Origin of the sequence: Streptomyces sp. NPDC050508 (genome assembly GCF_040655155.1) — a bacterium.
GTDB lineage: Bacteria > Actinomycetota > Actinomycetes > Streptomycetales > Streptomycetaceae > Streptomyces.
Map to the genome: position 1 here is coordinate 273507 of NZ_JBFAJJ010000001.1, position 20089 is coordinate 293595.

17 protein-coding genes and 1 pseudogene are annotated in these 20089 nt (G+C 70.8%); 9 read left to right on the forward strand and 9 right to left on the reverse strand.

Translation table 11 applies throughout. The features are described from left to right. Window positions 1-164 precede the first annotated feature (164 nt). Both AB0I69_RS01265 and AB0I69_RS01270 read left to right on the forward strand, forming a co-directional pair. Window positions 165-1382, forward strand: coding sequence for a sensor histidine kinase (locus tag AB0I69_RS01265; protein WP_363093379.1), 1218 nt, complete (start codon window positions 165-167; stop codon window positions 1380-1382). Further along, on the forward strand, window positions 1379-2044 hold the full coding sequence (locus tag AB0I69_RS01270) for a response regulator transcription factor (protein WP_363093380.1): 666 nt from the start codon (window positions 1379-1381) through the stop codon (window positions 2042-2044). Before AB0I69_RS01265 ends, AB0I69_RS01270 begins: the two co-directional genes overlap by 4 nt. On the opposite strand, the gene AB0I69_RS01275 is transcribed toward AB0I69_RS01270, so the two are convergent. Then, complete coding sequence (locus tag AB0I69_RS01275) at window positions 2005-2292, reverse strand: DUF6332 family protein (RefSeq protein WP_363093381.1); 288 nt, start codon at window positions 2290-2292, stop codon at window positions 2005-2007. The genes AB0I69_RS01270 and AB0I69_RS01275 overlap by 40 nt on opposite strands. Before the next feature lie 73 nt (window positions 2293-2365). Further along, window positions 2366-3856, reverse strand: coding sequence for an MFS transporter (locus tag AB0I69_RS01280; protein WP_363093382.1), 1491 nt, complete (start codon window positions 3854-3856; stop codon window positions 2366-2368). Window positions 3857-3943: 87 nt separating this feature from the next. Here AB0I69_RS01280 and AB0I69_RS01285 point away from each other — a divergent pair, with 87 nt between their 5' ends. Then, the gene (locus AB0I69_RS01285) at window positions 3944-4321 is read left to right on the forward strand and encodes a MarR family transcriptional regulator (RefSeq protein ID WP_363093383.1); all 378 of its coding nucleotides are present in this window, start codon (window positions 3944-3946) and stop codon (window positions 4319-4321) included. Window positions 4322-4328: 7 nt separating this feature from the next. Here AB0I69_RS01285 and AB0I69_RS01290 read toward each other — a convergent pair whose 3' ends face one another. Both AB0I69_RS01290 and AB0I69_RS01295 read right to left on the reverse strand, forming a co-directional pair. Next, the gene (locus AB0I69_RS01290) at window positions 4329-5069 is read right to left on the reverse strand and encodes a maleylpyruvate isomerase family mycothiol-dependent enzyme (RefSeq protein WP_363093384.1); all 741 of its coding nucleotides are present in this window, start codon (window positions 5067-5069) and stop codon (window positions 4329-4331) included. Between the two features lie 67 nt (window positions 5070-5136). Continuing rightward, window positions 5137-5790 (reverse strand): helix-turn-helix domain-containing protein, encoded by a 654-nt coding sequence (locus AB0I69_RS01295; RefSeq protein WP_363093385.1) that lies wholly within the window; start codon window positions 5788-5790, stop codon window positions 5137-5139. A gap of 179 nt (window positions 5791-5969) precedes the next feature. Here AB0I69_RS01295 and AB0I69_RS01300 point away from each other — a divergent pair, with 179 nt between their 5' ends. The 3 genes from AB0I69_RS01300 (at window position 5970) to AB0I69_RS01310 (ending at window position 8306) form a co-directional block, all read left to right on the forward strand. Further along, window positions 5970-7436 carry a WGR domain-containing protein gene (locus tag AB0I69_RS01300; protein ID WP_363093386.1) on the forward strand — a complete coding sequence of 489 codons (1467 nt, stop codon included), beginning with the start codon at window positions 5970-5972 and terminating at the stop codon, window positions 7434-7436. Window positions 7437-7499: 63 nt separating this feature from the next. Further along, a complete protein-coding gene (locus AB0I69_RS01305; protein ID WP_363093387.1) occupies window positions 7500-7928 on the forward strand; it encodes a VOC family protein in 429 nt (142 codons plus the stop codon). Window positions 7929-7955: 27 nt separating this feature from the next. Continuing rightward, window positions 7956-8306, forward strand: a complete 351-nt coding sequence (locus AB0I69_RS01310) for a hypothetical protein (RefSeq protein ID WP_363093388.1) — start codon at window positions 7956-7958, stop codon at window positions 8304-8306. Between the two features lie 215 nt (window positions 8307-8521). Here AB0I69_RS01310 and AB0I69_RS01315 read toward each other — a convergent pair whose 3' ends face one another. Next, the gene (locus AB0I69_RS01315) at window positions 8522-9742 is read right to left on the reverse strand and encodes a metallophosphoesterase (protein ID WP_363093389.1); all 1221 of its coding nucleotides are present in this window, start codon (window positions 9740-9742) and stop codon (window positions 8522-8524) included. A 692-nt stretch (window positions 9743-10434) separates the two neighbouring features. Between AB0I69_RS01315 and AB0I69_RS01320 the strand changes: the two are divergent. Then, a pseudogene (locus tag AB0I69_RS01320) lies at window positions 10435-10806 on the forward strand (VOC family protein); the annotation flags it as partial. Between the two features lie 125 nt (window positions 10807-10931). Here the strand turns inward: AB0I69_RS01320 and AB0I69_RS01325 are convergent. Next, on the reverse strand, window positions 10932-11933 hold the full coding sequence (locus AB0I69_RS01325; RefSeq protein WP_363093390.1) for a LacI family DNA-binding transcriptional regulator: 1002 nt from the start codon (window positions 11931-11933) through the stop codon (window positions 10932-10934). Window positions 11934-12003: 70 nt separating this feature from the next. Next, window positions 12004-13347, reverse strand: coding sequence for a GH1 family beta-glucosidase (locus AB0I69_RS01330; RefSeq protein ID WP_363093391.1), 1344 nt, complete (start codon window positions 13345-13347; stop codon window positions 12004-12006). 316 nt (window positions 13348-13663) lie between these two features. On the opposite strand from AB0I69_RS01330, the gene AB0I69_RS01335 reads away from it, so the two are divergent. Further along, entirely contained in the window at window positions 13664-15925 is a 2262-nt protein-coding gene (locus AB0I69_RS01335; protein ID WP_363093392.1) for a glycoside hydrolase family 9 protein, read from the forward strand. A 16-nt stretch (window positions 15926-15941) separates the two neighbouring features. Continuing rightward, window positions 15942-16919, forward strand: a complete 978-nt coding sequence (locus AB0I69_RS01340) for a glycoside hydrolase family 6 protein (protein WP_363093393.1) — start codon at window positions 15942-15944, stop codon at window positions 16917-16919. A gap of 77 nt (window positions 16920-16996) precedes the next feature. Here AB0I69_RS01340 and AB0I69_RS01345 read toward each other — a convergent pair whose 3' ends face one another. Both AB0I69_RS01345 and AB0I69_RS01350 read right to left on the reverse strand, forming a co-directional pair. Then, window positions 16997-18958, reverse strand: a complete 1962-nt coding sequence (locus AB0I69_RS01345; protein ID WP_363093394.1) for a DUF2264 domain-containing protein — start codon at window positions 18956-18958, stop codon at window positions 16997-16999. Beyond that, window positions 18955-20037: a LacI family DNA-binding transcriptional regulator gene (locus tag AB0I69_RS01350; RefSeq protein WP_363093395.1), complete on the reverse strand. Its 1083-nt coding sequence runs from the start codon at window positions 20035-20037 to the stop codon at window positions 18955-18957. Before AB0I69_RS01350 ends, AB0I69_RS01345 begins: the two co-directional genes overlap by 4 nt. Between the last annotated feature and the right edge of the window lie 52 nt (window positions 20038-20089).

The following is a 20089-nucleotide window of genomic DNA, read 5'->3' on the forward strand; positions in this document are numbered from 1 at the left end:
CTGGTCGCGCCCACGCGGCGGAGCCGCATATTGATACAGCCCCGCGCCCCTTTCAGGGGCGCTGTAGTGGAGCGGCGTTCATGGGGCGTACTCCCCGGGAAGTACGTGTGATCACCCCGTCCGGCTGACGCTTTCGACAGCGCTCGGCGTCTAGCGTGACGTGCATGGACGAGCAGTGGGTACGCGGCGGGGGACCGCCCTGGTGGCGCCACGGACCGCCGTGGGGCGGGGTGGCGGCCTCGGCGCGGTTGCCGTGGCGTTCCACGCTGCTGGTCACCGTGTTCGTGCTGGGCGGCAGCAACTTCGCCTCGCACAGCCAGCCCGACCGCGTCCACCTCGACTTCTACGCGCGCGTGCTGCTCGTCGCCGGGTCGGTGCTGCTCCTGTGGCGTCACCGGTACCCCGTGTGGGTGGCCTTCGGCACCGTGTTCGCCACCGTGCTCTACTTCGGCGCCGGATATCCGTACGGCCCCGTCTTCCTGCCCGTCGCGATCGGCTGTTTCAGCGCGGTCGTCGCCGGTCGGCGCCGGGCCGCTTGGGCCGCGCTCGGTGTGCTGTGGGTCGCGCATCTCCTGATCGCGCACTGGCTCTACCGGTGGCTGCCCCCGCAGCACGACCACGGAATGCCGTGGGGTCGTGAACTGGCCGTCGCCACCTGGATGGTGGCCATCGCCGCGATCTCCGAACTGGCCCGCACCCGCCGCGAACAGTGGGCCCGGGACCGGGCCGAGCGCGCACAGGCGGCCCGGCGGCGCGCCGACGAGGAGCGGTTGCGGATCGCCCGCGAACTGCACGACGTCCTCGCGCACAGCATCTCCGTCATCAACGTCCAGGCGGGCGTCGGCCTCGCCCTCCTCGACTCCGACCCCGAGCAGGCCCGTACGGCCCTCACGACCATCAAGGCCGCCAGCAAGGAGGCGCTCGGCGAGGTCCGCCAGGTCCTCGACACCCTCCGCACCCCGGGCGACGCACCGCGCGCTCCTGCACCCGGCCTCGACCGGCTGCCCGAACTGGTGCAGCAGGCAGCGAGCGCGGGTCTCACGGTCGCGGCCGACGGAACCCCGCCCCACCTGCCGCCCGGCACCGACCTCGCCGCCTTCCGCATCGTCCAGGAGGCCCTCACCAACGTCGTACGGCATTCGGGCTCGCGGCACGCGCGCGTGCACGTCGAGCACGACCCCCGGGAGCTACGGCTGCGGATCGACGACGACGGGCCCGCGACCGGCGCGGACGCCGGGGGCAGCGGCAACGGGCTGGCCGGAATGCGGGAGCGGGCCGCAGCGCTCGGTGGCACGATCGAGGCGGGCCCGCGCCCGGACGGCGGCTTCCGGGTGCTGGCCGTACTGCCGTTGAAGGTCACGCCGAAGGAGGACGACCGGTGATCCGCGTACTGCTCGCCGACGACCAGGCCCTGGTCCGGGCCGGATTCAAGGCGCTGCTGGACGCCCAGCCGGACATCGAGGTGGCGGGCGAGGCATCCGACGGCGAGGAGGCCGTGGGCAAGGTGGGCGAACTGCGCCCCGACGTCGTCCTGATGGACATCCGCATGCCGCTGCTCGACGGCCTCGCCGCGACCCGCCGCATCACCGGCGACGGCGACCTCAAGGACGTGAAGGTGGTCATGCTGACGACCTTCGAACTCGACGAGTACGTCTTCGAGGCGATCCGCTCGGGCGCCTCCGGCTTCCTGGTGAAGGACACCGAACCGGACGAACTCCTGCGCGCCGTAAGGGCGGTGGTCGACGGCGACGCGCTGCTGTCACCCGGAGTGACCCGCCGTCTGATCGCCGAGTTCGCGGCCCGCTCCAAGGAACCCGCGGCGGCCGACGCCCTCACCCGACTCACCGAGCGGGAACGGGAGGTGATGGCCCTGGTCGGCATCGGCCTCTCCAACGAGGAGATCGCCCGCCGCCTGGTCGTCAGCCCGCTGACCGCGAAGACCCACGTCAGCCGCACGATGGTGAAGCTGGGCGTCCGAGACCGGGCCCAACTGGTCGTGCTGGCCTACGAGTCGGGGTTGGTCCGCCCCGGCTGGCTGGGCTGAGCCGCCCCCTGCCGATACCGGAACAGCACGCTCGCCACACGCACGAAGAACACGACGGGCACGAGCACGAGCCCCGCACGCACGAGCAACGTCTCGACAGTGCCCGGCAGTTCGAACAGCAACGCCGGACCGGCGACCGCCCCGAAGACGACCGCCGCCGCGAACACCGCACTGACCAGCGCATACCCGATCTCGACGGTCATCGCGTCCCGCTCGGCCTGAGTGCGCCGTCCCCCCGTCATCGTCATACCGGAAGTCTCACACGTGTGCGCCCGGCGGGACGAACAACCCCGCCGGGCGCACACTCAGGGAGGCGTCCCCCTAGTCACGCAGCGCCACGCGCTCCGCTTCCGCCTCCGTCACAGTGGACTTGGCTACGACGATGGACTCCTGGGTACGGCGCGTGCGCAGCCCCGGCAGTGTGATCAGCAGGCCGGCGAGCGCGATGAACGTCACCACGACCAGCCCGGGACGGTAACTGTCCAGCACCGCCTGCGGGGTGGCGTGTGCAGGGGCGTGGGCCGTCACCACGGCCGTGACGACGGCCAGGAAGATCGCGCCGCCCACCTGCACCGAGGTGTTCAACAGCCCGGAGACCATGCCCTGTTCGTGGTCGTCGACCCCGTTGGTGGCCTGGATGTTGAGCGAGGGGAAGACCAGCGCGCAGGCCGCGCCGATCAGCAGCATCGACGGCAGGATCACCGCCGCGTACACCGGATCGAGGCTGACCCGCAGGAACAGCGCGTACCCGACGACCATCAGCGCGAAGCCCACCGCGATCAGCCGCTGCGTACCGAACCGGTCGACGATCGAGCCGACCTTCGTCGAGGACACCGCCACCAGCGCACCGGCCGGCAGGAACGCGAGCGCCGTGTGCAGCGCTGACCAGCCCAGCAGCGACTGCATGTACAGCGTGACCAGGAACTGGAAGCCGACGTACGACCCGAAGAACGCCATCGCGCCGAGCTGGGCGCGGATCTGGTTGCCGGAGCGCAGCACCCCGAGCCGGATCAACGGGCCCGCGGAGCGCCGCTCGACGAACACGAAGACGGTCAGGAGTATGGCAACTGCCAGGAAGGACAGGAGAGTTCGGGCCGACGCCCAGCCGGCCTCCGGCGCCTGCACGACGGTGAAGACCAGCAGCAGCATCGACGCGGTGCCGAGGACGGCGCCGGGGATGTCGTAGCCGTTGTGGTCCTTCTCGCGTTCGCTGCGCGGCAGCAGCTTCAGGCCGGTGAGCAGGGCGAGCAGCGCGATAGGTGCGGGCAGGAGCATGGTGAGGCGCCAACTGGCCTCCGTGAGCAGGCCGGAGAGGACCAGGCCCATCGAGAAGCCGGTGGCCGCGCAGGTGGTGTAGATGGACAGGGCGCGGTTGCGCAGCGGGCCCTCGGCGAAGGTCGTGGTGATGATCGACAGGCCGGCCGGTGCGGTGAAGGCCGCGCTGAGGCCCTTGATGAAGCGGCTCGCGATCAGCAGCGGGCCCGAGTCGACTAGGCCGCCGAGCAGGGAGGCCACCGCGAAGACGCCCAGGGCGACCAGGAAGACCTGACGGCGACCGAGCAGGTCGGCGGTCCGGCCGCCGAGGAGGAGCAGCCCGCCGTATCCCAGGATGTAGCCACTGACGATCCATTGGAGCGTCGAGGTGGAGAGGTCGAGTTCGGAGCCGATGGAGGGCAGGGCGACACCGACCATCGACACGTCCAGCGCGTCCAGGAACATCGCGGCGCAGAGCACCAGCAGGGTGCCCCACAGCCGGGGGGTCCAGCGGACCGCCGGGGACGGGGCCGCGGGAGAGGTGAGCGGAGAGGTCATGCCGCAGACACTACATGCGCATGCATCGAATGCAAGAGCATTTAATTCCGATGCAACAAACTCGCTTCTCTGCTACGGTGCGCTGTCATGGCGGCGAAGAAGGCCGAGCAGGCGCTCGTGGACCAGTGGCGGGAGATGCTGGCGCTGCACGCCCGCACGCAGTGCGAACTCGACCGCGCTCTGCATCAACACGGGCTGTGCGGCAGCGACTTCGAGGTGCTGGACGTGCTGTCCGGTGAGTCCTGCGCATTCCGCGTCCAGGAGATCTCCGAGCGCGTCCACCTCAGTCAGAGCGCGCTGTCCCGTCTGGTCGCCCGGCTGGAGAAGGACGGTCTCGTCGAGCGCGGCATGTGCGCGGAGGACCGGCGGGGCGTGCGCGTGACCCTCACCGACAAGGGGCGCACCCTGCACGGCGAGGTACTCCCGCTGCAGCGCGCGGTGTTGACGAAGATGCTGTCCGGCTGACGCACCGTCAGCTCCAGGTGACCGTGGACCTCTCCCGCCACAGCGCGGCGAGCGACGCGTCCCCGGTCACGCTCGGGAACGGCGCCCGGTTCCACAGCGCCAGATACAACTGCCCGGCGGGACCGGCCAGTTCGCAGTCGGCGTCCCCGGAGCCGTCCCGCTCGGCGGCGGGCGGTTCCTGAGACAGCCGTACGGTCCACACGGCGCCGTCCGTGTCCGTCGCCTGCACCCGGAGCACTCGGGGCTCCTCGCTGCGGACCCTGCTCTTGCGGCGGCCGTGGAAGCCGCGCAGCAACTCGTCGATGCCGTCGGCCGCGAAGTCCGGGGCGATCTCGGTGGGCGTCCCGCCGCGTGCCGACTCGGCGTCCACCCGGTGCACGGTCGTCTCGTGCGCCTGTCGCCGGGCCCAGAACGCGAGCGGCGACGGAGCCGGGAAGAAGTGCCAGCACTCCACGTCGGGCGGGGCGGCGGCGAGGGTGTCCACGAGGGCCCGGTGCCCCTCCCGGAACCAGGCCACCAACTCCGCCCCGTCGAGGTCCGGCAGGCCGCCGTCGGGGTGGTGTGCGGTGTACCCCTCGGCGACGTACGCGGTCGCCCAGCGATGCACCATCCCCGTGTGCCGCAGCAGATCCCGCACCTGCCACTGCGGGCAGGTCGGCACCGTGGCCTCGACGCCCGCCGCCTCGGCGGCCGAGGCCAGCAGACCGCCCTCCCGGTCCAGGGTCTCCACGAACGCATCGGTGTCCATGCGGCCGAGTGTGCCGTATTCGGCTGGGTGACGACCGTCGGTTACGCCGGCTGGGCAACGCCTGCGGTCAGGTGGGCGTGCTGTCGTTCTCCAACGCGGGGGCGAGGAGATGACAGAGGGAGTCGGCCAACAGAAGCAGGGGGTCGGCGGTCTCCAGTGGCCACTCGACGGCGATCCAGGCGGAGAAGAACGACTCGGTCTGCAGCACGGCCATCAGCGCCCGTTGACGAGCCTCCGCGGGATCGACACCCCGCCAACGCTCGGGGCGACCGACCAGCATGCCGACATAGCGCTCATGCGCCTCGACGTACTGCACCCGGCCCTCGCCGAGGCTGCGGAGTGCCGCCGGGGCCGCCGCGTTGGCGACGCGGCGGATGGGCGCCATCTCCCGCCAGCGGGCCGCGGCCTCCTCCAGCCACGCCCGGAGGTCCGCCGGGGTCCACCGCGGCAGGGCGGCCAGATCGGCGTACGCCTCTCCCATCAACCCGTACAGACGCTCCACCAGCGCGTCGACGATCTCGGCCTTGCCGGGGAAGTGGGCGTAGACCGTGACCCGGGTGACCCCCGCGGCCTGCGCGATGTCCTCCATCCGCGCATCGAGAAAGGGCTTCTCGGTGAACACCGTGACGGCCGCTTCGAGCAGCCGGCGATGCGTGAGGATCTTCTGTTCCTCGCGCAGGTTCCTGCGGGGTGTCGGCTCCATCCGCCCAGTGTCCTGCATGAGTTGACCATACGCCGTGTGTGGCACACCTCGGTTGCCGCTGAGGCTCTGACCAGGCCTTTTGGGGTGGTTGCTCCCCGGGATCCGGCCGGGGAGGGCGATGTCAGTGGTCACCACTACGTTGGAGTCACTGGAGATCGGCCGTACTGGCCGACCGGGCCTTTGGGGAGGGGTGTGCTGTGTCCGCTGCGCAGACACGACAGTCGGGGAACACGACGTACCTGGAGCTGTCTCAGGAGAGTGGTGGGGCCCACAAGTTCTACGAGGTGACTGTCGAGGGGACCATCGTCTCCGTGCGGTACGGACGGATCGGCGTGGACGGGCAGCACCAGAGTTCCGCCTTTCCGACCGTCGAGAAGGCGCGGGCGGCGGCAGCGAAGAAGATAGCCGAGAAGGTGCGCAAGGGGTACGCGCCCGCCGTCCAGGGACAGCGGGCGGCCCGCCCCGTGACGCGCCGTCAGGTGACGTCCGCCCCGTCGACGGCGCGGGCGACCGCCCCGGTGCTGTGGCGGTTCCGTACCGGCGCTTCAGCGTTCGGCATCCACGTGGACGAGGACCGCTGCTGGGTCGGCAACCAGCACGGCAGTGTCTACAACCTGAGCCATGACGGCGAGGTGCTGGCTCACTACTCCCTGCCCGACGGCGTGAAGTGCCTGGTGGCCGATGACTTCTGGATCTACGCGGGCTGCGACGACGGCCGGGTCTACGACCTCTCCTCGAAGGTGCCGTTCGCGGCCTACGACATCGCGGCCGAGGTCGACATCTTCTGGCTGGACATCCACGCGGGCGTCCTGAACGTCTCCGACCGCAACGGCGGTCTGACGGTCATCGACCACGAGGACGAGCTCCAGTGGTCCCGCAACTCGTCCGGGGACAACGCGTGGATGGTGCGGGCCGACGACCACGCCGTCTACCACGGGCACAGCCACGGTGTGACGGCCTACGCGGCGGACGGCGCCAGACAGCTCTGGCACACCGCGACCAACGGCAATGTGCTCTTCGGCTGGCAGGAGGAGAACGCGGTCTACGCCGGGACGGGCCGACGGGTCGTCCAGCGCCTCGCGAAGTCCTCCGGAGCCATCGAGGCCTCCTTCCAGTGCGATGCCGCCGTGTACTCGTGCGCCACGTCCGCCGGTGGACGGTACGTCTTCGCGGGCGACTCGGCTTCCTCCGTCTACTGCTTCACCGCTGACGGCACCCGGCTGTGGAAGCTCGGCACGGGTGGTGGCTCGGCGCTCTCCATGCAGTACCACGACGAGAGGCTGTACATCGTCTCCACGGACGGCTCACTCGCCTGCATCGATGCGAGTGAGGCCGCGATCAGTGCCGCCCAGTCGGGCACCGTCCCGGTCGCCGCGGACATCAAGCTGGCGGCTGCCCTGCCGACGTACGCACCGCTCACCGCCGCCGCGTCCGTCGCCACGGTCAGCGTTGTCCCCGCAGCGGGGAACGGAGTCGTGGTGGAGTGCTTCGAACAAGGAGGCCGAGTGCGTGTGCATGTGGTCTCCGAGGGCTATGAGCGGGGCTGGAACGTCCAGTTCCCACGCGCGATACGCGAGCCCGGCGCACGCTATGTGGTGGACGCGTTGCATTCCTCCTCGGCCGGTTTCTACCGAGTGCGCGGAGAGATCAGACGTCTGGTGTGACAAGCCAAGCCATGTGCAATGGCAGGGAATTGAGGAACAAAGCCCCCTTGGTAGGGTGCGCCGATGTCATCGATCAAGCAGTTCCAAGTCACCTTCGACTGCGCGGAACCCGAGCGTCTCGCCCGCTTCTGGTGCGAGGTGTTGGGGTACGTCGTACCGCCGCCACCGGAGGGGTTTGCGACGTGGGCCGATTACAAGCACTCGCTGCCGGCTGAGCAGCGGGACGCGTGGTTTGCGTGCGTTGATCCCTCAGGTGTGGGCCCGCGGCTGTACTTCCAGCGCGTGCCCGAAGGCAAGGTCGTCAAGAACCGGGTGCATCTTGATGTGCGGGTCGGCACCGGACTCGTGGGGGAAGAGCGCCTAGCCGTACTTGAGGCCGAGTGCGCACGACTGGTCCCGCTCGGCGCGGTACACGTGCAAACGCTGTACGACGGCAATGACGCGTGCATCCCGATGCTGGACATCGAGGGCAACGAGTTCTGCATCGACTGAACATCCGCACAGGCCTCCCCGACCCCGGTGCATCGTGGTCTCCGTCGGCTCGTCGCCGGTGTCGACGTCCGCCTACGAAGGGGCGGGCAGCCGCAGCGTGAAGACCGAGTTGCCGGGCCAGGTCACCGTCAGTCCCCCTCCGACGCGCTCGCCACCGAGTCCGTGGCCCTGTCCGGCCTGGGCGGCCTCGTCGGAACCCTGCTGGGCGTGCTGGCCACGATCGGCTACGCGACCTCTCAGGGCTGGCCGCCCGTCGTCCCCCTCGTATCGGTCGCGGGTGGCTGCTTCGGGGCCCTCGTGGTCGGCATGGTGGCCGGCGTCTACCCGTCCGTCCGCGCTTCGCGCCTGACTCCGACCGATGCCCGGTCGACGACATGACGCGGGTGGAGGCCGACGCCCCCCCGTGACGTGCGCGCGGGGTTCCGTTCGGGACCCGTCCCAGGGGGCCGGCTCCGACGACTGTTGCCTCGGCCGGTCCCGCCCGCGTCGGTGGATCCGGTGATCCGGCGGGTGGATCCGACGGACGGCCTACGTACGGCAACACACGCGTGGCCCGGCCACGTAGGACTCGCCGGAGCCGTCCGTCCGGAGTGCTACGGCGCGGTGGGCAGGTGCGGGGAGCGGAGCACGAGGAGGGTGATCTCGCTGGGGGCGAAGACGCGGAACGGCGGGCCCCAGAAACCGGTGCCGCGGCTGGTGTAGAGGAGGGTGCGGGTGCCGTGCCGGCTGAGACCGGCGAGGGCGGGCTGGTCGATGCGGACCAGATGGTGGAAGGGCCAGATCTGGCCGCCGTGGGTGTGTCCGGAGAGCTGGAGGTCGATGCCGGCGGCTGCCGCCCGGTCGACGAACTTGGGCTGGTGTGCCAGGAGCAGGACAGGCAGGTCGGGGTCGGCGCCGTTCAGGGCTCCGGCGAGGTGGGCGCGGTGGCCTGCCAGGCCGGAGGACTCGGCGGTGACGTCGTCCACGCCGGCGACCACGAGGGTGTCGCCTCCACGTTCGAGCAGCAGATGGCGGTTGCGCAGCGGCTCCCAGCCCAGCTCGCCCATCAGGTCGACCCAGCCCTGGGCCTCGCTGTAGTACTCGTGGTTGCCGGTGACGTAGACCCGGGCCTGGGTGGCCCGCACGGTGCCGAGCGGGACGGCCTGGGCGCGGCGGCGTTCGGCCGTGCCGTCCGCGATGTCGCCGGTGTGGCAGACCAGGTCGGCTTCCAGCGTGTTCACCGTCTCGCACACCCGCGCCGACCAGCGGGCGCGATCGAGCGGGCCGTAATGGGTGTCGGTGATGAGGACGACGCGGAGACCGTCCAACCCGGCACCCAGCCGCGGGAGTTGCACGTCGAGGCGGCGCACGCGCGGCACGCGGCGGGCTTCGGCGTACCCCCAGGCGAGGAGTACGGCGGCTGTGCCGAGGATCGTCCAGGCGACGATCCGGGCCCGGTCCTGACTCTCGCCGACACCGGCCAAGGTCAGGGCGAGCCGCAACAGGACGCCGAGCAGAACGGACCAGCTGAACAGAATCCAACTGGCGCCCAGCAGCGTGTCCCCGACGATCGCCGCCCGGTCCTGCTGACGCCGGCCGTGGCCGCGCATCATCGCGAGCGGCATGCCGACGAGGCCGAGGACGAACAGGGCGGTTCCGGCCAGCGTGACGGGAAGCGGCCAGTGCTGGCCGCTGTACAGGAGCACCCCGCAGGGCACGGCCCACAGCAGGACGGGGGCGATCAGGGGGAGGTAGCGCATCAGGCGGAGCAGTGGGCTCCGCCGAGGGGCTTGCACTTCGCCGTCGGCGGGACGGGTGTTGTTGGTGTCGGTCACGCTTCCCCTATCTGACCGGGCTGCCGTCTCGCGCACTGTATCCGGTCGTCCTCGGGCCGGACGGACGGGCGTTGAGGGGGCAGCCCCGTGGGGAGGGGGAAGGGGTGTCTGCGGGAAGGCAGGACTCCGCCGTGGACACCTTGAGGACTTTGCCCGGGCGTCGACATAAGACGTGAGTCACCGAGGAGGTTCGCCCGTTCCAGCTCGTGCAGAGTGCCTTCGGAGAAGATGCCTCTTGAGCCGCCTCTCCGACCGATCGGGATTCCCCTCCGAGACGCCAACACCCGTCGTGAACCTCACTACCGTGGGGACCAGTTGGGGACCACGCGATGCCCGCGCCCCTGAACAGCACACACATGGGCGTACGTCCCGAACGGGGGTCGCAGGTTCAAATCCTGTCGTCCTGACGGTGCGAAGGGTCTTCGAGGTCGAGCACGCCGCTCATCGGCGCCCCTGCTCGGAGGCTCGCGAAAATGCCGCTGCCGGCCATACAGGGTTGATCTGAAGTCGTGCTGATCAGAGGCTGTTGTCCGTAGGGCGCTGATCGTGAGGTTGCGCCGGTCGGGAGCCGAGCACCTCAGCGGCCCCGACCGCATCCGGATGCAGAGCGTCTACCTGCACACCCCTGTCGTCGAGGCCTTCGACGGCATCGTCAGCACCCCTGCCTCCACCGTCACCGATCTGGAGAAGTCATGACCAGCAGGTTCACCGAGTTGGTAGTCGACTGCCGTGATCCGGAGCGGCTCGCGGCCTTCTGGTGCGAGGTCCTGGACTTCAAGGTGATCGACCGGAGCGCGGACATGGTCGAGATCGGTTCCTGGGAGCCGATCGTCGAGGAGGTCCGGGCCGGGCAGATGCCGCCCACCCTGGTGTTCATCCGGGTACCCGAAAGCAAGACCGTGAAGAACCGGCTCCACCTCGACGTGAGCCCGATCGACGCCGGCACCGACGACGAGGTGGCCAGGCTGCTCGGCCTCGGTGCCGCCAAGGTGGATGTCGGCCAGGGCCCCGCCCGGAGCTGGGTGGTCATGGCCGACCCCGAGGGCAACGAGTTCGATGTCGTGCACCCTGGCACCGCCCAACCACCCGACCGGGCCCAAGGGTTAGTGGCCGTAGGCGACCGTACCGGGCGGCCCATGCCGCTCGGCGGTGGCGTTGCTCGTCACCAGGGCGCGGTGGCGCCGCCGTCCTACGCCGATTCCCTGATCACCAGCTCCGTCGGCAGGATCAGGGGCGTCGGCTCCTCGCCGCCCAGTACGCGGACCAGCATCCGGGTCATCTCGCTGCCGAGGGCCACGATGGGCTGGCGGATCGTCGTCAGGGCGGGCTGGGTGTGCCGGGCGGTGAGGATGTCGTTGAAGCCGACGACCGCGACGTCCTCGGGGACGGCCCGGCCGCGTTCGCGCAGGACGTGCAGGGCGCCCGCCGCCATGGCGTCCGAGGCGACGAACAGCGCGTCCAGGTCCGGGTGTTCGTCGAGGAGACGGGCGGTCGCCGTGGCGCCGCCTGCCTCGCTGAAGTCGGCGTGGGCCACGCGGTGGTCTGCGAGTCCGGCCAGGGCGACCGCCTCGCGGAAGCCGAGGTAGCGGGAGACACCCGCGTGCATGTCGAGCGGCCCGGTGACGGTGGCGATGGCACGGCGGCCCGTCGAGATCAGGTACTCCACCGCCTCTCGGGCCCCGCCCCGGTTGTCGGCGTCCACGTACCAGCGCGGAGCCCGATCGAGGGGGCGGCCTCCGTGTACGACGGGGACGCTCCCCGCCTCGGCCACCTTCGCCAGCGGATCGTTCTCGCGCAGGGCGAGCAGCATGACGCCGTCCGCACCGCGGGACTGGAGGATGCGGGTGAGCCGGTTCCGGCCCCGCTCGGAGGCGGCCAGGATCAGCAGGAGTTCGAGGTCGGTCTCCTCGATGACCGCGTTCACACCGGTGATGACCTCCGCGAAGAAGAGGTTGGCGAACAACGCCGGGTCGTCACTGGAGATCGCCAGGACCACCGCGCCGCGCCGCTGCGAGGCGAGCGAACGGGCCGCCACGTTGGGCACGTAGCCCAGTTCCGCCACGGCACTCTCCACCGCCTGCCGCGCCTTCTGGCTGACGTGCCGGCGGTTGTTGATCACCCGCGAGACGGTTCCGACCGACACCCCGGCGCGCAGCGCCACCTCGTCGAGCGTCGGCGGCCGTGTGGTCATGTGGGGCAGCTCCAGTTCGTACGGATGGCCGGTGCGGTGGGCAGTAGCAGCACTGTAAGCGCTGACGGCGTCACAGTCCGCCGCGCCGGATCACCTCGGCGTACCAGCGGGCGCTGTCCTTGGGCGTGCGGCGTTGGGTCGCGTAGTCGACGTGCACGATGCCGAAGCGGGGCCCGTAGCCGAAGGACCACTCGAAGTTGTCGAGGAGCGACCAGACGAAGTAGCCCTTGAGCGGCACACCGTGGCTGATCGCCCGTGCGCAGGAACGGAGATGGCCGTCCAGGTAGGCGATCCGGTCGGTGTCGTGCACGCCGTAGTCCTCCAGCACGTCGTCGAAGGCGGCTCCGTTCTCCGTGATGTAGAGGGGAACGGCCGGATAGTCGGCCTTGAGTCGCAGGAGGAGCTTCACGAGTCCCCTCTCGTCGATCTCCCAGCCCATCGCGGTCTTCGGCCGGCCGCCGTCGGCGACACGGACCAACGGCGAGCCCACGTACGCGGATTGGGTCGGGGTAGTGCTGCCGCCGACCAGCATCGGCGCGTAGTAGTTGATGCCCAGATGGTTCAGCGGCGCCCCGATCCTCTTCAGGTCGCCGTCGCGGACGTGGCCGAAGCCGGTCACCTCCCGGAGATCGTCCAGTACGTCGTCGGGGTAGGCGCCGCGCAGCAACGGGTCGAGGAAGAGGCGGTTCTGCATGCCGTCGATGCGGCGGGCCGCGTCCAGGTCGGTGGGCTCGGTGCTGAGCGGGGTGACATGGGTGAGGTTGAGCGTGATGCCGATGTGCGAGTCGCCGTCCCGTATCGCCTCCGTCGCCAACCCGTGGGCGAGCAGCAGGTGGTGGGCGGCGCGAACCGCGGCGGCGGGTTCGCGGCGGCCGGGGGCGTGGCGGCCCGTGGCGTAGCCGAGGAAGGCCGAGCACCACGGCTCGTTGAGGGTGGTCCAGTGGGCGATGCGGTCGCCCAGCGCCTCGTGGGCGAGGGCGGCGTACTCGGCGAACCGCTCCGCGGTGTCCCGGACCGGCCAGCCGCCGGCGTCCTCCAAAGGCTGGGGCAGGTCCCAGTGGTAGAGCGTGGGCCAGGGCTGGATGCCGTGGTCCAGGAGGGTGTCCGTGAGCCGGCGGTAGTAGTCGAGGCCGCGCTGGTTGGCCGGGCCGGAGCCGTTGGGCTGGATCCGGGGCCAGGCGAGGGAGAACCGGTAGGCGCGCAGGCCGAGTTCGCCCATCAGCGCGATGTCCCCGGGGAAGCGGTGGTAGTGGTCGGCCGCGACGGCTCCGGTGTCACCGCCCCGGACGGCGCCCGGGGTGGCCGCGAAGGTGTCCCAGATGGAGGGCCCCCGGCCGTCCTCCGTGACCGCGCCCTCGATCTGATAGCTCGATGTGGCGGCGCCCCACAGGAAGCCGGGATCGAACGTACTCACTGAGTTGAACCTCCGTCTGCGGGAAATCCGAGAGCGGTGACAATCGGAGTTCCCTCGTCCTCGATGCGAATAGCGGTGCTGACCTGGGTTGACGCCACAGCTCGGCCGGTTCCTGTGTGATGCCTCCGGAAATAACTGGAAGCGCTTACAGTCGCAGACTAGGAGTGGCACGTTCGGTCTGTGAAGTGTCCGGACCCGGAAAAGACTGCGAAGAGGCTTCTGTGTGTGAAGTCTTGACAGCTTCGCCGCCTCCCGCCCACCATCTGGCACTGACGCCGCACCGAGCCGGGAACCCTGTCGCCAAGAAGGGCCCGGTATGTTCCGCAGGACCAGATTTCGCAGGACCGGATGGGGCGCGGTCTTCCTCGCGCCCGCCCTGACCGTCGCCACCCTGGCCGCGACCCCCGTGATTCCCGTGACGTCCGCGCACGCCGCGGACGCGGCCTACGAACGGGTGCTGAACGGCACGTTCGACAGCGTGAAGACCCCTTGGTGGAGCAGCGGGAACACGCCGTCCACCGTCGACCTGGGCCGCCTGTGCGCCGACGTCCCCGCCGGGACCGTCAACGTCTGGGACTCGATGATCGGCCAGAACGACATCCCGCTGGAGGCCGGCCAGCCCTACACACTGCGCTTCACGGCCTCCGCCACCCGGGACGTGTCGATCCACGCCGTACTGCAGGTGCCCACCGCTCCGGTCACGACCACCCTGAACAAGACCGCCGCCGTCACCACCGCACCCAAGGCCTTCCAGTTCACCGGCACCTCCATGACGGCCAACCTGCACGCCCAGCTCTCCTTCCAACAGGGCGGCGCGACCCAGCCGTTCACCCTGTGCCTCGACGACGTCTCCCTCACCGGCGGCGCGATACCACCCGGCGGCGGACGCGACTTCGGCTCGCCGGTGCGGACGAACCAGTACGGCTACGCGGTCGACGGCCCCAAGAAGGCGTCCATCGTCAACTCCTCGACGAAGCCCGTGAGTTGGAGCCTGCTCGACGACTCGGGTGACGTCGTGAAGTCGGGACGCACCCACGTCCAGGGCACGGACGCCGCCTCCGGCGACCATGTGCACATCGCCGACTTCAGCTCGGTGCACCGGGCCGGTACGGGATACACGCTCGTCGTAGGCGACGCGACCAGCTACCCGTTCGCCATCGCGGAGAACCCCTACACATCCCTGCGCAAGGACGCACTCGGCTACTTCTACGACGTCCGCAGCGGCATACCCATCGAGGCCCAGTACGCCGGTGACGCCTACGCCCGGCCCGCCGGACATGTCGGCGTCGCACCCAACAAGGGCGATGTCGACGTGCCGTGTCTGCCCGGCACTTGTGACTACTCGCTGGACGTCCAGGGCGGCTGGTACGACGCCGGCGACCAGGGCAAGTACGTCGTCAACGGGGCACTCGCCGCCTGGCAGTTGATGGACTCCTACGAACGCTCCCGCGCCCAGGGCGACACCGCCGGACTGCGCGACGGACTGCTCGGCATCCCCGAGAACCACAACGGTGTCCCGGACGTACTCGACGAGTCCCGCTGGGAGACGGAGTTCCTGCTGAGCATGCAGGTGCCCGCGGGCGAGCCGCTGGCCGGGATGGTCCACCACAAGATCCACGACCTGGCCTGGAGCGCTCTCCCCACCCAGCCCGACAAGGACTCCCAACCCCGGTACCTGCACGCTCCGTCCACGGCCGCCACCCTCAACCTGGCCGCCGCGGGCGCCCAGTGCGCCCGGGTCTGGGCCCGCTACGACGCGGCCTTCGCCCGCAAGTGCCTGACCGCCGCCGAGACCGCCTGGCAGGCCGCGCTCGCCCACCCCGACGTGTACGCCCCGAGCAGCGACAGCGTCGGCGGCGGAGCGTACGCCGACACGGACGTGTCCGACGAATTCTCCTGGGCCGCAACGGAGTTGTACGCCACCACGCACGACCGCGCCTACCTGTCCCGCATCGACACGGAGATCACCCCGGCCGGGTTCTCCTGGCGGGACACCGGCGCGCTGGCCGACCTCACCGTCGTCCGGCTGCCGAGCCGCTTCCCCGCCCGCCTGGTCTCCGCCGCCCGCAAGCGGGTCCTCGCCGTCGCGGACGGGTTCGTACGGGACGAGCGGTCGCAGGGCTACCCCAACCCCAACCTGCCGACCGACGGCGCCTACGTCTGGGGCTCCAACAGCGTCACCGCGAACAACGCCATGGTCATCGCGACCGCCTACGACCTCACCCACCGGGACAGCTACAGCAGCGCCGTCCTGGAGTCGCTGGACTACCTCCTCGGCCGCAACGCCCTGAACCAGTCCTTCGTCACCGGCTACGGCACCCAGTACAGCCACAACCAGCACAACCGGATCTGGGCCCACCAGATCGACCCCAAGTTGCCCAGCCCGCCGCCCGGTTCACTGGCCGGCGGCCCCGACTCCGCCCTGCAGGACCCGGTTGTGCAGCAGAACCTGGTCGGCTGCGCCCCCGCCACCTGCTACATCGACGACATCTACTCGTACTCGACCAACGAGATCGCCATCAACTGGAACTCCGCGCTCGCCTGGGTGGCCACCTTCGCCGCCGACGCCGCGCGCTGAGAGGAAGGGATTCCCCGTGCGCTGGAACACCCTGCTCAAAACCGTCTCGCTCCGAACTGCCCTGATCTGTCTGCTCGTTGCGCCGCTGCCGCTCCTCGCGGCCGGCTCGGCGGCAGCCGCCAGCCCGGTTTCCCTGACGAGCGGCTTCTACTCCAACCCCGACTCCGGCCCGGCCGTCTGGGTCCGTAACAACCCCTCCGACTCCCGCGCCGCGCGCATCCAGTCGGCCATCGCCTCCCAGCCGATCGCCCGCTGGTACACCGGTGGCGAGAGCGGAGGGATCGGACCGGCCGTGGCCGGCTACGTCGGCGCCGCCGACAGCCACGACCAGCTGCCGGTCCTCGTCGCGTACAACATCCCGTACCGGGACTCGTGCGGTGGCGAGTCGTCCGGGGGCGCGGCGAGCGTGGCCGCCTACCGCACCTGGATATCCACGTTCGCGGCGGCGGTCGGCAGCCACCCCGCCGTGGTCGTCATCGAACCGGACGCCCTGTCGGACTTCAGCTGCCTGACCAGCACGCAGATCAGCGACCGCCTCGCGATGCTCGCCTACGCCGGCCAGATGTTCCAGCAGAAGGCACCCAACACCTGGGCCTACCTGGACGCCGGACACACCAACTGGGTCGCCCCGGCGACCATGGCGAGCCGCTTGAACTCCGCGGGCGTGGCCGACATCCGCGGCTTCTCCGTGAACGTCTCGAACTTCTACACCACCGGCTCCTCGGAGACCTACGGCAACTCGATCAACTCGGCGCTCGGCGGCGGCTCCCACTACGTCGTCGACACCAGCCGCAACGGCAACGGCTCCAACGGCGAGTGGTGCAACCCGGCCGGGCGCAAACTCGGCGTCACCCCGCGCGTGGGCGGCGCCGAGGACCTGCTGCTGTGGGTCAAGACACCGGGCAACTCCGACGGGCAGTGCGGCATCGCCCCGACCGTCCCGGCCGGCCAGTTCAGCCCCGACCTGGCCGTCCGGCTCATCGACGGCACGTGATCCGGGCCCACGGCACCTGAACCCGGCGTGGGGCGCGGGCCCCTGACAGCCCGCGTCCCACGCCGTACCCTCACTCGTCAACTCGGCGGCTCCAGGCGGACGTTGTCCTTCGTCCCGTCGGGCCAGGCGACCGAGACGAGGGCGGTGCCGTCACCGTCGTAACAGACCTCCAGGCGTACGGCTTCGGCCGCACCCGGCCCATCGACCACTCCGGAGAGGCAGACCAACGCGGCGTACACCGTGCCCGGTTCGACCTCGGTGGTCGTAGCGAGCCACGGTGTTGCCGAGTGCGCGCCGAAGGCATTGGCGTCACGCGCGGTGGTGATGCCCGACACGTCGAAACCGCGCAGCCCGACCACCGTGCTGGACAGCCCGGTCGGACGGCTCACCCAAGCGGCGGGCCGGGTCGCCTCCTGGGCGAGCGGCGGCTCGGCGGCGGCCAGGCAGTAGCCGCCGAGCCGTAGCCGCAGCGGTTCCTGGAGCGGGCCGTCGACGCGCGCGAGCCGGATCTCCAGCGGGCCGTTCAGCATGGACGCCGTCGTGAGCCACGGGCCCGTACGGAAGGCGGGCGCGGCGTCGTGGGCGTACGGCGCGGGTACCGGGCCGAGCGGCCAGTGCGCGCGATGGCGGGACACAGCGGTGCGTACGCCGAGGTGCAGGCGGGTCAACGGGCGGCGGTGGGACGGCCGCCCTTCGGCGTCGAGCAGCCCGATGTGCGAGTCGAGCGGGTCGTTCAGGCTCGCCTCCGTGCTGTCGGGGGCGGCGTGGGAGGCGTAGGCGAGGCGGCTGTAGACCGGGTCGTCCGCCTCGGGGGCGGTGCCGTCGCCAAAGGCGTGGTCGCTGCCGTGGTTGACGACGCGCACGACCCCGTCCGCGGCCGTGCCGGAGACCAGCCACCCCGGGGCGGTCAACGTCCGCCGCACGTCCCGGGTCTCGATCGGCAGCGCCTCCTCCTTGTCCGACCAGACCGGATGCTCGGCCGGCAGCACGAGGCCGGCGAAGCCCTTGCTCGACCAGTACGGCGAGCCGGGCCCCGAGTACGGCTGCCGGATGGCCGTGAACTCCCCGTGCCAGCCCAGCGGTTGGAGCCCGCGGCCGTCGAAGCAGCCGGCTTCTGTGAAGTGCCGTAGCACTCCGCTCGCGAGGCGGCGGGTGCGGCCCGGCGGCAGGGGAGTGGCGTCGAAGACGGCGCCTGCCCACAGCGCGCAGAGCGTCGCGTAGCGGTACGTGAGGGAGCGGCCCTGGTACAGCGGGGCGCAGTCGGCCGCCACGAGGTGCTGGGCGTCGTCGAGGTAGCGGCGCAGCCGGGCCCGGTAGCGGGGGAGCAGCGCGGGATCGGCGTCGGCGCCGGAGACGCGGCAGTACCAGAGCGGGTAGTACTGCATGGCCCAGCCCGAGTAGTGGTCGAAGTGCCGCAGCGCGCCGTCCGTGCCGCCGCCGTCGGCGTACCAGCCGTCGCCCGCGTACCAGGCCTCCGTGCGCGCGATGGCATGGTCGATGTCGGAGGCGTTCCACGGGGCGCCGACCGAGCGCAGGAACGCCGACGTGGTCGCCCTGAACCAGACCCAGTTGTTGTCGGGGACGTCGCTGCCGAGCAGGTCCGTCATCCAGGCGACGATCCGCTGCCGTACGACGTCGTCGAGCCGGTCCCAGATCCAGGGCCGGGTCTCGTGCAGCGCGATGGCCACCGACGCGCACTCCACCTTGGCCTGCCCGCACTCGCGCATGCTCGGCCAGTGGTCCGGAGAGCCCGGGTCGGTGCCGGCGGCCAGGCCCTCGGCGTACCAACTGGCGTGGTCGCCCGGGTCGTTGTCGCCGGACCGGGCCAGGCGGAAGCCGGCGAGCAGGAAGGTGCGGGCGAAGCCTTCGAGGCCGTCGCTGTGCCGGCCGTTGCGGCTGTCGGGGCCGGGCAGGTGGAGCAGCGCGTGCCGGTCGGTGGCGTACGGGCGGACGGCGGTCAGCTGGGCGTCGGCCAGCGCCTCCCAGTGTGCGCGCGTCCAGCCGGTGCGGGGGGAGAGGAGCCGGTCCTCTGGTATCAACTGTCGGCCTTTCCTGGGGCGTTGAGGCGGGCCGGGGGTGCCACCGACTGGCGTACGACGACGTGCGAGCCGAGCACCACACGGCGGCTCGGCGGATCGGTGGGGCGGCGGTGCAGGGCGAGGCGGGTCGCGGAGCGGCCGAGCTCCTGCTGGGGGACGTGCACCGTGGTGAGGCGGGGGTAGAGGTCCTCGGCGAGCGGGATGTCGTCGAAGCCGACCACGGAGAGGTCGTCGGGGACCGAGCGGCCCAGGTCGCGGGCGGCGGCGATGGTGCCGGCGGCGCTCATGTCATTGGCGCAGAAGATCGCGGTGGCGTCGGTGTCGGTCAGGAGCCGGCAGGCCGCCTCGTATCCGGACTCGCGTGTCATGTCGCTCTCGGCGACGAGCGCCTGATCGGGCTTGATGCCGTGCGCGCGCAGCGCTCGCTCGTACCCTTCGAGGCGCTGGCCCGCCACGCTGAACTCGTGCGGGCCCGCCAGGTGGGCCACCCGGGTGTGGCCGGCGGAGAGCAGGTGGCTGGTGGCGGCGAAGGCGCCGCTCTCCATGTCGCACTCCACCACGTCCACCGGTGCCTTCGCACCACCCCGCCACGTCCGCCCGCACAGCACCAGACGGGCGCCGGCCCGGTCCATCCCCTCGGCGGCGGCGGTGAGTTGGGCGAGGTGCTCCTCGGTCTCGGCCATGCCGCCGACCAGGATGATCGCCTCCGCGCCGCGCTGGCGCATCAGGTTGATCACCGACAGTTCGCGCTCCGGGACGCCCTGGGTGGAACAGACGAGGCAGACCCGGCCGTCGGCGACGGCCTGCTCCTCCACTCCCGAGGCGACGTTCATGAAGAACGGCGAGGTGATGTCGTTGACCACCATCGCCACCATCCCCGAAGCGGTGGAGAGGGAGCGGGCGTTGGCGTTCACCACGTAGTCGAGGTCGTGCACGGCCTGCATGACCCGCTCGTGTGTCGCCGGAGGTGCCGTGTACGCCCCGCTGAGAATCCGCGACACGGTGGCGACGGACACGCCCGCGCGCGACGCCACCTCACGGATCGTCGCCCGACCTGCGGAACCCCGACCTTGAGCCATGCTCTGCTTCTCCTCGCCCAGGTGAACAGCCGATGTAAGTAACACCGATGAA

What these genes read in the sequence shown, in the direction of transcription:
- AB0I69_RS01265 (WP_363093379.1), top strand. Translation starts at nt 165, where the DNA reads ATGGACGAGCAGTGGGTACGCGGCGGGGGACCGCCCTGGTGGCGCCAC.
- AB0I69_RS01275 (WP_363093381.1), bottom strand. Translation starts at nt 2,292, where the DNA reads ATGACGATGACGGGGGGACGGCGCACTCAGGCCGAGCGGGACGCGATG.
- AB0I69_RS01280 (WP_363093382.1), bottom strand. Translation starts at nt 3,856, where the DNA reads ATGACCTCTCCGCTCACCTCTCCCGCGGCCCCGTCCCCGGCGGTCCGC.
- AB0I69_RS01285 (WP_363093383.1), top strand. Translation starts at nt 3,944, where the DNA reads ATGGCGGCGAAGAAGGCCGAGCAGGCGCTCGTGGACCAGTGGCGGGAG.
- AB0I69_RS01290 (WP_363093384.1), bottom strand. Translation starts at nt 5,069, where the DNA reads ATGGACACCGATGCGTTCGTGGAGACCCTGGACCGGGAGGGCGGTCTG.
- AB0I69_RS01295 (WP_363093385.1), bottom strand. Translation starts at nt 5,790, where the DNA reads ATGCAGGACACTGGGCGGATGGAGCCGACACCCCGCAGGAACCTGCGC.
- AB0I69_RS01305 (WP_363093387.1), top strand. Translation starts at nt 7,500, where the DNA reads ATGTCATCGATCAAGCAGTTCCAAGTCACCTTCGACTGCGCGGAACCC.
- AB0I69_RS01325 (WP_363093390.1), bottom strand. Translation starts at nt 11,933, where the DNA reads ATGACCACACGGCCGCCGACGCTCGACGAGGTGGCGCTGCGCGCCGGG.
- AB0I69_RS01335 (WP_363093392.1), top strand. Translation starts at nt 13,664, where the DNA reads ATGTTCCGCAGGACCAGATTTCGCAGGACCGGATGGGGCGCGGTCTTC.
- AB0I69_RS01350 (WP_363093395.1), bottom strand. Translation starts at nt 20,037, where the DNA reads ATGGCTCAAGGTCGGGGTTCCGCAGGTCGGGCGACGATCCGTGAGGTG.